The organism is Actinoplanes sp. ATCC 53533 (assembly GCF_003947245.1).
On record NZ_QHHV01000155.1, the window covers coordinates 17,110 to 30,796 of the forward strand.

The following is a 13,687-nucleotide window of genomic DNA, read 5'->3' on the forward strand; positions in this document are numbered from 1 at the left end:
CATGGACGACTCCGGGATCATCATCAGGACGGGCGACGCCGACGACTGGCCCGCCGTCTTCGAGCTACTCAGTTTCGCCTTCCACGAGCAGGGCACCCCGGAGGCCCGCGACTCCGAAGGTTCGGTCGTCGAGCCCGAGCGCACGCTCGTGGTCCAGGACGGCGACGCCATCGTGGGGCACACGGCGGCGTTCACCCGGGAGCTGACCGTGCCCGGCGCGATCGTGCCGGCCGCGCACGTCTCGCTGGTCAGCGTCGCGCCGACGCACAAGCGCCGCGGGCTGCTCACCCGGATGATGCACCGCCAGCTGCGGGACATCGCGGCCGCGGGCCGCGAGCCGATCGCCACCCTCTGGGCCAGCGAGACCAAGATCTATCCGCGCTTCGGCTACGGACCGGCGGCGCGGCGTCTGCACATGGAGATCATGATGCGGGAGGTACGGCCACCGGCGGGGCTCGCGCCCGGCTCCGCCGACCGGCTGCGCCTGGTCGAGCCCAAGGACGCGATCGCCGAGCTGGCCAAGGTCTACGAGCGGGTACGGCCCGAGCGCACCGGCTGGTCGAGCCGCGACGACCGGTGGTGGCGGTACGTGCTGGCCGACCTGGAATCGCAGCGCGAGGGCGCGACCAGCCTGCACGGCTTGGTGTACGACACCCCGAAGGGCCCGACGGGGTACGCGCTCTGGCGCACCAAGGACCGCTGGAACCGGCACGGGCCGGACAGCGAGGTGCAGGTCCGCGAGGTGGTGGCCGACGATCCGGTCGCCTACGCCGCCCTGTGGAACTTCCTGCTCACCATCGACCTGGCCCGCTCGGCGACGGTCTCCTTCGCCGCCGTGGACGAGCCGCTGCAGTATCTGGTCGACGAGCCGCGCCGGCTGGGCAGCGCCCTGTCCGACGGCCTCTGGATCCGCATCACCGACCTGCCCAAGGCGCTCGCGGCCCGGTCGTACGCGGCCCCGGTCGACGTCGTGCTGGAGGTCACCGACCCGCTGCTGGAGCAGAACACCGGCCGCTGGCGCCTCACCGCCGGCCCGGACGGCGGTGCCACTTGCCGGCCCACGACCGACCCCGCCGACCTGGCCTGCACGGTGCTGGAGCTCGGCTCGGCCTACCTGGGTGCGACGTCGCTCGCCGCGCTGGCCGCCGCCGGAACGGTCCGCGAACTGACCCCGGGCACGCTGCGGCGGGCGTCCGTCGCGTTCGGCTGGCATCGAATGCCGAATCCCACCGAGGTGTTCTGAGTGGGCCGGGCGACGGTAGGTTCGGCGTCATGGGCGAAGAACCCGAACGTCGACGCCGTCGCTTGCGTCCCTCCTCGTCGGCCGCGACCCCGCCCGCCGCGCCGGCCGACCCGTCCCCCGGGACGGCCGAGCCACCTGTGACAGCCCGGCCTGTGGCTGAGGCTGCCCGACCCGCGGCCGGGGCCCGGCCCGTGGCCGGTGCTGCCGGGCCCGCAGCCGGTCCTGCCGGGCCCGCAGCCGGTCCTGCCGGGCCCGCAGCCGGTCCTGCCGAGAGGGCCGCAGCCGGTCCTGCCGAGAGGGCCGCAGCCGGTCCTGCCGAGAGGGCCGGGCCTTCGGCCGGGCCAGCCGAGATGGCCGGACCAGCGACGGGGACGGCCGAGATGGCCAGGCTCGTGGCAGAAGCAGCTAGGCCTGCGGCCGAGGCGGCGGGATCCGTGGGATCCGTGGCTGAGACGGCGGAGGTGCTCGATCCCGGGCCCGCCGTGGCCGTGCCTGGGCCAGCCGTGCCCGCGCCAGCCGTGCCTGGGCCAGCCGTGCCCGGGCCAGCTGCGGCCGGGCCCGCCCACATCGAGGTCGCGGGCGCGAGTCCCCGCCCGGGTGCGCGACCGATCCGGACCGGCCCGCCGCCGGCCGGGCGGCCCACCAGGCCCGCGGCTCGGCCGACGTCCGGTGCGGGCGCAGGCGGGGACGACCAGTCCGAGCGCGGCCTGCGCGGGCTTGTCGGCTCTGGCTCGTCGCAGGTCAGCGTGGGCGCGGCGCTGCGGGCCCGGGACGCCGCCCGACCGACGGCCGAGCAGCTCGCCGAGGCAGCGGACGAGCTGGTGATCGTGCGGCGCAACTGGATGCCACGGGAGGACCTGCCCCGCAACCGCTAGCGGCCAACACCCGCAAGCGGGCCAACGCCCAGAAGCGGATCAGCGCCCGGAAGCGGATCAGCTTGCGGGCAGGGGCGGCAGCACGCGGGTGCTCTCGTACTCGGCGAGCTGGGCGATGCGGCGGGCGTGGCGCTCGCTGCCCGAGAACGGGGTCGTCAGGAAGGCCTCGGCCATCGCGGTGGCGTCGTCGAGGGTGTGTTCGCGGCCGCCGATGCTCAACACGTTCGAGTCGTTGTGCTGGCGGGCCAGCTGGGCGATCTCGACCTTCCACGCCAGCGCCGAGCGGACCCCGGGGATCTTGTTCGCGGCGATCTGCTCGCCGTTGCCGGAGCCGCCGATGACGATGCCCAGGCTGCCCTCGTCGGCGACCACCTTCGCGCCGGTGGCCAGGCAGAACGCCGGGTAGTCGTCCTCGGGGTCGTAAACGTGCGGTCCGACGTCGACGACGTCGTAGCCCTGCTTGGCGAGGTGATTGACGAGGTGCATCTTCAGCTCGAAGCCGGCGTGATCGGAACCCAGGTAGACGCGCATGACCCGAAGTCTGTCAAACCACGATCAGAACGTCAGCGCGGCCCGCAGGCCGGCCGCGATCTGGTCGGCGGCGACCCGCGCCGCGTCGAAGAGGGCGAGCTTGCGGACGAACCCGTGATTGACGCCCGCATACCGCACGTGGACCACCGACACACCCGCCGTGAGCAGCGCGTCCGCATAGTCTGCGCCCTCGTCGCGCAGGACGTCGTATTCGGCGGTGAGCAGCAGCGTCGGCGGCATGCCGGCCAGGTCGGCGACCGCCAGCGGCGCCACGTCGGGGCTGAAGCGCTGCGCCGGATCGGGCACGAACGTCTCCCACGCCAGCCGCATCGCCGCCCGGTCGAGGCCGTAACCGCCGACCTCGTCGTAGGACTCCGAGGCCGTCATCGGGTCGATCGCCGGGTAGATCAGCACCTGGTAGTCGAGCGGGGTGGCGGCGTCCCGCTGGCGCCGGGCGGCGACGGTGGCGAGCTGCGCGCCGGCGCTGTCCCCGCCGATCGCCAGCCGGGACGGGTCGACGCCCAGGCCCGCGCCTTCCTTGCGGACCCAGCCCAGCACGGTCTCCACGTCCTCGAGGCCGGCCGGGAACACATGCTCGGGGGCGAGCCGGTAGTCGACCGACAGGACCGCGCAGCCCGAGCGGTCCGCGATGCGCCGGCAGAGCCTGTCGACCGTCTCGACGCTGCCGTAGCACCAGCCGCCACCGTGCACGTAGACCAGGACGGGCGCGCCGGTGCGGGCCGCATACAGCCGGCAGGGCACGCCGTCCGCGTCGACGTCGGCCACCACCGGCAACGGGACCGCCGGGCCGCACTCGGCCTCGTTCGACTCCTCCATCGCCTGCCGGGCGAAGAGCAACAACTCGTATGGGTCGGCGGCGAGCGCCTCCGCGCTCGGCCGCCGCCGGATCGCCAGCGACGCCTCTACTTGTGGGTGCAGCATCAGCCGAGCTGCGCCAGGACGAGGCCGCCCCGGGCCTTCGGGGTGAACCAGGTGCTCTTGCGGGGCAGCTTCTGCCGGGCCAGGTTGACCGCCACGAAATCCTCGACCGTCACCGGGGCGATCAGCACGGCCAGCTCGGCACGGCCCGCGTCCACCTCGCCGCGCAGCCACCCGGCCGGGTAGTCGCCGCCGACATAGGAGACCCGCTTGTCGCCCGGGTCGAGCCCGAGCACGTCGCCGAGCAGGATCCGCTCCACCAGGGCGTGATCCAGGCTCTCCACGGGGGACGCGCCCGGCGCCGGTGGCAACACCACCGCATACGAGCGGCCGGCCGCGTACAGCTCGATGGTGCCCTTGGCGGGCACCGCCGCGGGGCGCGGCAGCTCCTCGACCCGGGCCCCGGCCGCGGTGAGGCGAGCGACGAAGTCGGCCTCCGGGACCTCGCTGACCAGGCGGTTGTATGGCTGGATGGCGACGGAGGCCGGGGTGGTGACGACCGCCAGGAATCGCGCCAGCCCGCCGGTCTGCGCGGCCAGGCTGCGGTGGTTGCCGTCCGCGACGACCAGCTCGCCGCCGCCGGCCAGCCCGGTCAGCTCGGCCTGCAGCGGGCCGGCGGGAACCACCCAGATGGCGTGCGTGCGGCCGCTCTGGTCGGTGTCGGTGGCCGCCGGCACGCCGGCCGCGTCGGTGGCCGCGGCGAGCGCGGCGTGCAGCTCGTCGCCCTTGCCGGTCTGCAGCAGCAGCACCGGCGAGAGCAGGGTGCGCAGGGCCTCGGCCAGGGCGACGCGCTCGCGCACCTTGGCGATGAACACGTCCTCGTTGCGGATGACCAGGCCGGGCTCGTCGACGCTGGTGGAGATCTGGTCGGTGTCGACCATCGCCCACAGGCCGAAGGCGTCGGGCTCGCCGGGCGCGGAGATCCGGTAGAGGACCACCACCTGCTCAGCGGGTGAATAGCTGCCCACCTCCTGCTCCCGTGCGAGCCGGCCGGCGGCGTCGCCGAGGCAGTCGAGGAACGACTTGCCCACCGACCCCGGCGCCCGGTGGGGCATCTCGATGGCGAGCGCGCTGTGCGGGTTCGCGGCGATGATCCCGGTGATCTCGGCATCGTCGGCGAACTCGTCGTAATTTTGCGCGCCGGTGCCGCCAGTGGTGATCCAGGCCCGGCTGATCGGGTGCACGACCGTCATGCCGCGAACCTACCTACCGGCTGTGACATTCGTATGCACACCCCAGGTGTGTTCCCACCCTCACTTCGTGCGGCGGGCCTTGCCGTACGCGGGCACGGACGGCATGTTGCCGCGCATCTTGGCCTGCTTCGCCTCGCGGACGGCCGCGACGGGGCGGCCCGGCACCACCACCGGGAAGGCGATGACGGTGACGGGCGGGGCCACCATCGCGGCGACATCCGCCGGCAGACTGGGGCAGACGCTGTCCCAGGCCCCGCGATAGACAGCGATCGTGGAAGTGGCGACGCAGTCGGACTCGGCCATCAAAGCCTCCGGTCAGATGTGGTTCTCACCCATCCAACGACCTGTCGGAGGCTCAGGTGGCGAACTTGCATGGGTTTTCCGCCGCGTGTGGGCTGAGCGGCGAACTTGCCTGGGTTTTCCGCCGCGGGTGGGCTGAGCGGCGAACTTGCCTGGATTTTCCGCCGCGGGTGGGCTAAGCGGCGAACTCGTCCAGGAACTGCTACTCGAAGATGGGGTCGATGTCTCGGCTGCGCTTGAGCTCGAAGAAGCCGGGCGTGCCGGCGACCAGCAGGACGCCGTCCCAGAGCTTGCCCGCCGCCTCGCCCTTCGGCGCCGGCGTGACCACCGGGCCGAAGAAGGCCACCTTCTCCCCCGCCACCGGCCCGGGCGCGTGGATGACGGGCGTGCCGACGTCCGTGCCGACCGGCTTCATGCCGGCGTTGTGGCTGGCCTTCAGCGCGTCGTCCCAGGCGTCGCTGGTGGCCGCGTCGGCGAGCGCCGGGTCGAGGCCCACCTCGGCCAGCGCCTCGGTGTAGAGCTTGGCGTCCAGCTCGTACTTCCCCAGGTGGATGCGGGTGCCCAGGGCGGCGTAGAGGGCGCGCAGGACCTGCGGGCCGGCGGTCTCGGCGGCGGCGACGCAGACCCGGACCGGGCCCCATCCCTTGGCCATGAGGTCCTGGTACTGCTCGGGCAGTTCGCGGCCCGAGTTGAGCACCGAGAGACTCATGACGTTGAACGTGATGTCGATGGAACGGACCTGCTCGACCTCGAGCAGCCAGCGGGAAGTCATCCAGGCCCAGGGGCAGATCGGGTCGAACCACATGTCGACCGCGGAGCGTTCAGTCATACCCCGATCCTGCCTCGCCCGGCCCGAACCCGGCGGTGACATGCACCACGAGTCGAGCGCATAGGGTTACGGGAAAGTTCTGGGTCGGGGCCGCCGAAGCCCGGATCAGCATGGAGGAGAGTGAACGTGGCCGGAGTTCGTAACCTGACCCAGGTCGAGGCCGCCGAGCGGGCCCGCCTGCTCGAGGTGACCGGGTACGACATCGCCTTGGATCTGACGGACGGCCGAGGCGGGCCCGGCGCCGGCACGTTCCGTTCGACCACCGAGGTCACGTTCCGCTGCGCCGAGCCCGGCGCGCAGACGTTCATCGAGGTGGCGGCGGCGAGCGTACGGTCCGCGGTGCTCAACGGCGCGCCGGTCGACCTGTCCGGTTGGTCGGCGGAGAACGGCCTGACGCTGACCGGGCTGGCCGCGGACAACACCCTGGTCGTCGACGCCGACTTCGCCTACTCGGCGAGCGGGCAGGGCATGCAGCGCAGCGAGGACCCGGTCGACCACGAGATCTACCTGTACAGCCAGTTCGAGACGGCGGACGCCCAGCGCGTCTATGCCGCCTTCGACCAGCCCGACCTGAAGAGCGTCTACACCTGGCACGCGACGGTGCCGGGGCACTGGACGGTGGTGTCCAACATGCCGGCCGCCGAGAGCGTGCCGGCCGCCGACGGCGCGAAGACGGTGCATTTCGGCACGTCGCCGCGGATGAGCACCTACATCACCGCGCTCTGCGCCGGGCCGTACCACGAGGTGCGCGACAGCCACGACGGCATCGAGCTGGGCATCTACTGCCGGGCGTCGATGGCGCGGTATCTCGACCCGGACGAGCTGTTCCTGATCACCAAGCAGGGCTTCGACTTCTTCCACGAGCAGTTCGGCGTGCGCTATCCGCTGCCGAAATACGACCAGCTCTGGGTGCCCGACTTCAACGCCGGCGCGATGGAGAATTTCGGCTGCGTCACGCACGCCGAGGCGCACTACATCTTCCGGTCGCAGGTCACCGACTACGAGTACGAGCAGCGCGCCAACACGATCCTGCACGAGCTGGCCCACATGTGGTTCGGCGACCTGGTGACCATGCGCTGGTGGAACGACCTGTGGCTGAACGAGTCGTTCGCGGAGTGGGCGAGCCACTGGTGCAACACCTCCGCCACCCGCTTCACCGACGCCTGGTCGACGTTCCTGTCGGTCCGCAAGTCCTGGGGCTACCGGCAGGACCAGCTGTCCTCGACCCACCCGGTCTACTGCGAGATGCCCGACCTGGAGGCGGTCGAGGTCAACTTCGACGGCATCACGTACGCCAAGGGCGCGAGCGTCATCAAGCAGCTCGTCGCGTACGTCGGGCTGGACTCGTTCCGGGCCGGGCTGCGGGCGTACTTCCAGCGGTACGCGTGGGGCAACGCCACGTTCGACGACCTGCTGACCGAGCTGGAGACGGCGTCGGGCCGCGAGCTGCGCAAGTTCGCCGCGCAGTGGCTGGAGACCGCCCAGGTCAACACGCTGCGGCCGGTGCTGACCATCGGCGCCGACGGCGCGTACGCGAAGGTCGTGGTGAAGCAGGAGGCGCCCGCCGCCTATCCCACGCTGCGCACCCACCGCATCGGCGTCGGCCTCTACGACGTCCGGGGCGACCGGCTGGTGCGCCGCGAGCTGCTGGAGATCGACGTGACCGGCGAGGAGACCGAGATCACGGCGCTGGTCGGGGTGCCGGCCGCGGACGTGCTGCTGCTCAACGACGACGACCTGACGTACGCGAAGCTGCGCCTGGACGAGCGCTCGATGGCCGCGGTCGTTCAGCACATCGACGGCTTCGAGTCGTCGCTGCCGCGCGCGCTGTGCTGGGCCGCGGCCTGGGACATGCTGCGCGACGCCGAGCTGGCGGCGCGGGACTACCTGGCCCTGGTCAGCACCGGCCTGCCCAAGGAACGCGACATCAACCTGACCACCGCGACCCTGCGGCAGGCGGCGACGACGCTGACCGTGTACGCGGACCCGGCGTGGGCGCCGACCGGCTGGGCGCTGCTCGCCGACACGGCCCGGCAGGCGCTGGCCGCGGCCCAGCCGGGCAGCGGCTTCCAGCTCGCCTGGGCGCGCGCCTTCATCAACGCGGCCCGCAGCGAGGACGACCTGGTGGTGCTCCGGGGCTGGCGGGGCGGCACCGGCGTGCCCGAGGGTCTGACGATCGACACCGAGCTGCGCTGGTCGCTGCTGGAGGCGCTGGCCTCCCGGGGCGCGGCGACCGAGGCGGAGATCGACGAGGAGCTGGCGTCGGACCGGACGGCCAGCGGCGAGCGGGAGGCCGCGCTGGCCCGGGCGCTGCTGCCGACGCCGGAGAACAAGGCCCGGGTCTGGGCCCAGCTGACCGGCGACGAGACGCTGGCGAACTGGCTCAGCCGGTCGCTGCTGCAGGGCTTCCAGACCTCGACGCAGGTGGCGCTGACCGCGCCCTACGCTCCGAGGTTCTTCGAGGTCATCGACGACGTGTGGGCCCGCTCGGACAGCGAGCCCGCGCAGGAGTTCGCCATGCTGGCCTACCCGGCGTACCAGGTCAGCCAGGAGACGGTCGCCCTGACCGACGCCTGGCTGGCCGACGACGACCACTCGCCCTCGCTGCGCCGCCTGGTGGCCGAGGGCCGTGACGGTGTGCTGCGGGCGCTGCGGGCCCGCGCGAAGGACGCCAGCGCCGCTTGATGAGTTCACGCGGGTCGTGCGGAATTGAATTCCGCGCGACCCGCAAAACCTACGGCGCCGAAACCCACCGGAAACAACACTGCGTGAGTACGCTGGCACTCCACAGTGATGGAGGTGGGCCGGTGGCCATCGGTACGAACTCCCTGCCGAGGTGGACCGCCCCCGACGGCCGCTGGACCGAACCGGACCTGCACCTGTTCCCGCAGGACGGGCACCGCTACGAGATCGTCGACGGCAGCCTGCACGTCACCCCGCCGCTGGACGGTCCGCACGAGGCCATCGTCCAGGCCGTGCTGGTCGCACTGCGCGGCGCCGCGCCCCGCGGCTGGTGGGTTTGCGCCCGGCTCGGCGTCGAGGCCGGCGCCAGCAGCCTGGTCCCGGACGTGACCGTGCTGCGGCCGCACTCGTCGGGCGCGATCTGGGCCGACCCCGCCGACGTCGCGTGCGTGATCGAGGTGGAGGCCGACACCAGCCGCCGCTACGACCGGCTGCTCAAGCCGACCCTCTACGCCGACGCGGGCATCCCCGCCTACTGGCGGATCGAGCCGGAGCCGGTGCCGGTGCTGCACACCTACGTCCTGGGTCCCGACGGCTACCTGCCGCTGCAGACGGTGCAGGGCGCCGACCCGGTGCAGGTCGACGCCCCGTTCCCGGTGCGGGTGGCCCCGTCCGCGTGGCTCTGACGCGTTTAGTGCCGGCCGGCGTGTGACGCCAGCTGGTCGATCCCGGCGAGCACGCCCCCGGAGAGGTCTCCGCCGGCGAATGCGGCCGCCATCGACAGCGCCGCGAGCTTGGCGTCGCGGTCGGTGATGCGCTTGCGGGCATCCGTGCCGGTGACGATCTCCAGCACCCGCTGGTTCGGCGAGATGGCGATCAGCACCGCCTTCGCGGCGCCGTCGAGCTGACGGTGCAGCCGCTCGGCGTGATCGCGGGTCGGCTCCTCGAGGTCGCCGATGAAGACGCTGAAGGTCAGGCCGGTCTGCTGGTCGGCGACCCGTAGCGCCTCGTCGAGGCGCAGGAGCTGCCGGGTGGTGAACGGCCCGTCGAGCGCCGCGATGCTCTCCGGCGACATCGTCAGCTCGGGCGCCTCGGTCAGCGTCGGGCCACCGGCGTGGTCGAGGGCGGTCAACGGCTGCTCGGAGCCGCTGACGATGGCGTCGTGCTCACCAACGGTCACTTGCGCCTCCTGTCGGGCCGGGCCGCACCTGCCTGCCCGCGGAGTCCTCGATGACACCTGCGGGCAGCTCCGGAGCGGACGCGTTCCTGCCACCGAACGCCGGGCTCACCTGTGCGGGCGAGGCCAGGAACCAGATCGGCTTGAAGTCGTAGGGCCGGCCGGGCCGGTAGCGGCGGGCGGGCCGGGCCCGGGTGGAGCCGGACGCGACGAGTGCGGCGACGACGGCGATGACACCCAAAGGGATGATCGCATAAACGAGAATCGTGCTGAAAATCGACAACCTCAACGCCCCCAGGCGTCAAAAGGAACCGGGCTAATTCACTGTCTTCCCAGTGATCCGAACGTCAATCACGGTAGCGGAGTGCGGGTCGTCGCGGAGCGTCGGGTGTCAACACTCATAAGCGGGATCTCCGCGCCCACGCGAAAACGGCCCGGAGGTGCGAAAATCACCCTCACGCGCCGTCCGCGAAGTTCCTGCCCCGGACGGCAGGAGGGGGAGGTCATGCGCATACCCGTCCCGGCCGCGCTCGCGGCGCTGGCCCTGGCCGTACCGGTCGTGCTGATCGACGTTTCCCCAGCTCGGGCAGTCGGCGTCTTCGTGGAGGTCAACCCGAGCACGGTCCGCGCCGGCGACGAGATCGGCATCCGGGCCAGCTGTGACGACAACCTCAAGGCGGCGACGGTCACCATCGACCCGACCGGCGCGATCATCGTCTCCCCCCGGTACGGCTTCCTGACGGCGACCGCCCGGGTGCCGGCCACCACCGACGCGGGCGACTACGACGTCGACCTGAAGTGCCCGGACGGCAAGACGGCGAAGAGCACGCTGCACGTCGTGGTCAAGGTGGAACCGGTCCGCGGACCGGCGACCGGCGGTGGCGGCACGGCACCCGGTCGAGCCGCGCCGTTCCTGATCGGCGGCGGCCTGGTGGCGCTGGCCGCCGGCTTGGCACTGAGCGTGGTGGCCACCCGTCGCCGCCGCCTCGGCTGAGGCGCGGCCGATGACCCGACCGGCGCTCCACCGCCCCGCGCCTCCCGGCCCCGAGATGCCCGCCTCGGTCCTGCGCCGCCGCCCCGCCGAGATCGTGACCCGCCCCCGGCCCGTCCCCACGCGAGTCCGCCCCAGGCCCGTCCCCGGGACAGTGCGCCCCCGGTTGTTGGTCGCACCGGCCCGCACACCGCCGCCGCGCCCCCGCGCGCTGTCCGGCCGCCGGCCGATGCCGCTCGGCCTGATGGCGGCGATCCTGGTGTTCGTCGGCCTGTTCACCGTCGGCGCGGGCCTGGGCGCGGCGACCGGCTTCGACCTGGGCGAGCTGTTCAAGGGCCCGGACAAGCCGCCGCCACGCGCGTTCCCGGTCCTGGACCCGAGCCCGCCGAAGCGCCTGACCATCCCGTCGATCAAGGTGGAGGCGCCGATCCTGCGGGTGGGGCTGGCGAAGGACGGCTCGTCGGTGGACGTGCCTCCGCTGAAGAGGCACAACGAGGCGGGCTGGTTCGATCAAGGCCCGACGCCGGGCCAGTTCGGCCCGGCGCTGATCGTGGGGCACGCGGACACCCGCACCGGCCCGTCGGTCTTCGCCAACCTGGGCAAGCTCAAGGCGGGCCAGCGGATCGAGGTGCTCCGCGAGGACGACTCGGTGGCGATCTTCCAGATCAACTCGGTGGAGTCCTTCAGCAAGGAGAAGCTGCCGGCCAAGCGCGTCTACGGCGACTACAGCAGGCCGTCCCTGCGCCTGATGACCTGCGGCGGCAAGTGGCTGGGCGGCAAGCGGGGTTACAGCGACAACGTCGTGGTCTTCGCCAGCCTGGTCAGCGCCGAGGAGACCTAGGTCAGCACGATTCGTGGGCCGCGCGAGCGGTCAGGCGGCTTCGGCGATCAGGGGCTTCGGGAGATCCAGCCAGTCCGCCCAGCGGGGGTCCGGGGTGCGGTGGCCGAGCACGCGCCAGGCCACCCCGCGCGGGGCCGCCGGGGCCTGGTGCAGGCGCCAGCCCAGCTCCGCCGGCGTCTTGTCGCCCTTGCTGTGGTTGCACTTGGCGCAGGCCGCCACCACGTTGTCCCAGGCGTGCAGGCCGCCGCGGCTGCGGGGGAAGACGTGGTCGATGGTCTCGGCCGAGCCGCGGCAGTAGGCGCAGCGGCCGCCGTCGCGGGCGAAGATCGCTCGGCGGGAGAGCCCGACGTGGGTGCGGTACGGAACCCTCACGTACCTCGTCAGCCGGACCACCGACGGCACCGGGAGGGTGTAGTGGGGGCTGTGCAGGATGCCGTCCCCGTCGGAGACGCATTCAGCCTTGGCCGTCAACACCAGGATGGTCGCTCGACGCACCGATACGACGCACAGCGGCTCGTAGGTAGCGTTCAACACCAACGCGGAGGAGCCCACTGCGGGTCGTATGTCAGGCATCGCGATCACCCTTCGGTGTAAGTGCTTGCAACCGCTCCCGTGTGCTTGTCGTCATGGCACGAGCGCCGGAATCCTCCGGTGCTCGTGGCCCAATAGTCCCTGACGAACGGCGAATTGGCGAGCACAATCTGTGGCCGGACCGTAAACGTCTGAGGTCTCCGGGGCAGATGTCCGGTTCCGGCGCGGGGCGGGCGAGCCGGTAGGTTAGGGCCCCGTGATTCCGTTAGCCCCCATCCCAGCCCCCTCCGGTTCGCCCGCGCCCTTCCTGCCCGGGACGCCGAACGTCACCGAGAGCTGCAAGACCGACGCGGTCTGCACCTGGGTCTTCGACCAGACCGGGATCCAGTGGCTGGCCAACGGCGGATACCTGTTCGTCGTGAAGCCGGTGCGGATCATCCTGATCATTCTGATCGCGGTGCTCATCCGATGGCTGCTGCACCGCGCCATCCACCGGCTCACCGCCACCACCTCGCGGGCCGCCATGCCCGCGCTGCTCAAGCCCCTGCGCGAGCGCGCGGACAAGCAGCAGGAGGCCGCCGACAACACCTTCATCCCGGAGCGCCGGCGGCAGCGTGCCGAGGCCATCGGCTCGGTGCTGCGCAGCTTCGTCACCGCGGTCGTCTTCACCATGGCCGTGCTGCTGGTCCTGGGCGAGCTCGGGTTCAACCTCGGGCCCCTGCTGGCCAGCGCGAGCATCGTCGGCGTGGCCCTCGGCTTCGGCGCGCAGAGCCTGGTCAAGGACCTGATCGCGGGCCTGTTCATGCTGCTGGAGGACCAGTACGGCGTCGGCGACTCGGTCGACCTGGGTGACGCGGCCGGGGTCGTGGAGACGGTCGGCCTGCGGGTCACCACCGTGCGGGACATGCGTGGCGTGCTCTGGTACATCCGCAACGGCGAGATCATCCGGGTCGGCAACAAGAGCCAGGGCTGGGCGATGGTGGTCATCGACATCCCGATCGGCTTCGTCAACTCCGAGCAGGCCACCGCGGTCCTGCGCGAGGCCGCGATGGCGCTCGCCGACGAGCCGGAGCACGCGACCGAGTTCCTCGAGCCGCCGGACGTGATCGGAGTCGAGCAGATGACCGTCGACGGCGCGGTGATCCGCACGATCGCGAAGACCACCGCGGAGGGTCAGCCGATCGTGCAACGCGAGTTGCGGCGCCGGCTCACCGAGGCGCTGGAGACCTCCGGCATCTCCGAACGCATCGCCGCGTCGCGGATGTTGCCCCGTTCGGCGGTGCCTCCGATGTCCTCCGGCGGTTCCGGCGACTCCTCCGGCACCCCTGGGGGTGCGACCTGACCTGGGAGGACGACAAGATGGGGGATGTCCGGACTCCACCGAATGGCCGACATTTTCCCCGTACGCCCTAGCCAGGGCTCGGACGATCGGGCAGAATCGTGCAAGGAGCATCTGCACTTGCAGCGTCACGTTCGCGCGGGATCCGACCACCCCGAATTTCCTTCACGAACGTGTCCGGCCGGCGGCGATCCCGCCGATCAGCCGGTGATCGCG

General features: G+C 72.0%; 15 protein-coding genes. 7 read left to right on the forward strand and 8 right to left on the reverse strand.

Annotated features, from left to right (window positions below; genetic code table 11):
* Position 1 precedes the first annotated feature (1 nt).
* Together DMB66_RS41230 and DMB66_RS41235 are read left to right on the forward strand one after the other, a co-directional pair.
* Positions 2 to 1,243: a GNAT family N-acetyltransferase gene (locus tag DMB66_RS41230; protein WP_125809566.1), complete on the forward strand. Its 1,242-nt coding sequence runs from the start codon at positions 2 to 4 to the stop codon at positions 1,241 to 1,243.
* 533 nt (positions 1,244 to 1,776) lie between these two features.
* Positions 1,777 to 2,118 (forward strand): hypothetical protein, encoded by a 342-nt coding sequence (locus DMB66_RS41235; protein ID WP_233625214.1) that lies wholly within the window; start codon positions 1,777 to 1,779, stop codon positions 2,116 to 2,118.
* Positions 2,119 to 2,175: 57 nt separating this feature from the next.
* Here DMB66_RS41235 and DMB66_RS41240 read toward each other — a convergent pair whose 3' ends face one another.
* The 5 genes from DMB66_RS41240 to DMB66_RS41260 form a co-directional block, all read right to left on the reverse strand.
* The gene (locus DMB66_RS41240; RefSeq protein ID WP_125809567.1) at positions 2,176 to 2,649 is read right to left on the reverse strand and encodes a ribose-5-phosphate isomerase; all 474 of its coding nucleotides are present in this window, start codon (positions 2,647 to 2,649) and stop codon (positions 2,176 to 2,178) included.
* A 24-nt stretch (positions 2,650 to 2,673) separates the two neighbouring features.
* Positions 2,674 to 3,591, reverse strand: a complete 918-nt coding sequence (locus DMB66_RS41245; protein ID WP_125809568.1) for an alpha/beta hydrolase — start codon at positions 3,589 to 3,591, stop codon at positions 2,674 to 2,676.
* On the reverse strand, positions 3,591 to 4,781 hold the full coding sequence (locus DMB66_RS41250) for a DUF1015 family protein (protein ID WP_125809569.1): 1,191 nt from the start codon (positions 4,779 to 4,781) through the stop codon (positions 3,591 to 3,593). The genes DMB66_RS41245 and DMB66_RS41250 overlap by 1 nt, the downstream gene beginning before the upstream one ends.
* Positions 4,782 to 4,841: 60 nt before the next feature.
* On the reverse strand, positions 4,842 to 5,084 hold the full coding sequence (locus tag DMB66_RS41255) for a hypothetical protein (protein WP_125809570.1): 243 nt from the start codon (positions 5,082 to 5,084) through the stop codon (positions 4,842 to 4,844).
* A gap of 199 nt (positions 5,085 to 5,283) precedes the next feature.
* On the reverse strand, positions 5,284 to 5,910 hold the full coding sequence (locus DMB66_RS41260; RefSeq protein WP_125809571.1) for a disulfide bond formation protein DsbA: 627 nt from the start codon (positions 5,908 to 5,910) through the stop codon (positions 5,284 to 5,286).
* Positions 5,911 to 6,036: 126 nt separating this feature from the next.
* Here DMB66_RS41260 and pepN point away from each other — a divergent pair, with 126 nt between their 5' ends.
* Both pepN and DMB66_RS41270 read left to right on the forward strand, forming a co-directional pair.
* Entirely contained in the window at positions 6,037 to 8,595 is a 2,559-nt protein-coding gene (gene pepN, locus DMB66_RS41265; protein WP_125809572.1) for an aminopeptidase N, read from the forward strand.
* A gap of 122 nt (positions 8,596 to 8,717) precedes the next feature.
* Positions 8,718 to 9,278 carry a Uma2 family endonuclease gene (locus DMB66_RS41270; protein WP_233625215.1) on the forward strand — a complete coding sequence of 187 codons (561 nt, stop codon included), beginning with the start codon at positions 8,718 to 8,720 and terminating at the stop codon, positions 9,276 to 9,278.
* A gap of 5 nt (positions 9,279 to 9,283) precedes the next feature.
* Here DMB66_RS41270 and DMB66_RS41275 read toward each other — a convergent pair whose 3' ends face one another.
* Together DMB66_RS41275 and DMB66_RS41280 are read right to left on the reverse strand one after the other, a co-directional pair.
* Positions 9,284 to 9,667: a DUF5130 family protein gene (locus DMB66_RS41275; RefSeq protein WP_125809600.1), complete on the reverse strand. Its 384-nt coding sequence runs from the start codon at positions 9,665 to 9,667 to the stop codon at positions 9,284 to 9,286.
* A 91-nt stretch (positions 9,668 to 9,758) separates the two neighbouring features.
* Positions 9,759 to 10,010, reverse strand: coding sequence for a hypothetical protein (locus DMB66_RS41280; protein WP_233625216.1), 252 nt, complete (start codon positions 10,008 to 10,010; stop codon positions 9,759 to 9,761).
* A 264-nt stretch (positions 10,011 to 10,274) separates the two neighbouring features.
* Between DMB66_RS41280 and DMB66_RS41285 the strand changes: the two genes are divergently transcribed.
* Entirely contained in the window at positions 10,275 to 10,763 is a 489-nt protein-coding gene (locus DMB66_RS41285) for a hypothetical protein (protein WP_125809575.1), read from the forward strand.
* 10 nt (positions 10,764 to 10,773) lie between these two features.
* Positions 10,774 to 11,601, forward strand: coding sequence for a class F sortase (locus DMB66_RS41290; RefSeq protein ID WP_125809576.1), 828 nt, complete (start codon positions 10,774 to 10,776; stop codon positions 11,599 to 11,601).
* A 30-nt stretch (positions 11,602 to 11,631) separates the two neighbouring features.
* Here DMB66_RS41290 and DMB66_RS41295 read toward each other — a convergent pair whose 3' ends face one another.
* Entirely contained in the window at positions 11,632 to 12,174 is a 543-nt protein-coding gene (locus DMB66_RS41295) for an HNH endonuclease (protein ID WP_125809577.1), read from the reverse strand.
* 214 nt (positions 12,175 to 12,388) lie between these two features.
* Between DMB66_RS41295 and DMB66_RS41300 the strand changes: the two genes are divergently transcribed.
* Positions 12,389 to 13,474, forward strand: coding sequence for a mechanosensitive ion channel family protein (locus tag DMB66_RS41300; RefSeq protein ID WP_199752924.1), 1,086 nt, complete (start codon positions 12,389 to 12,391; stop codon positions 13,472 to 13,474).
* The last annotated feature ends 213 nt before the right edge of the window (positions 13,475 to 13,687 follow it).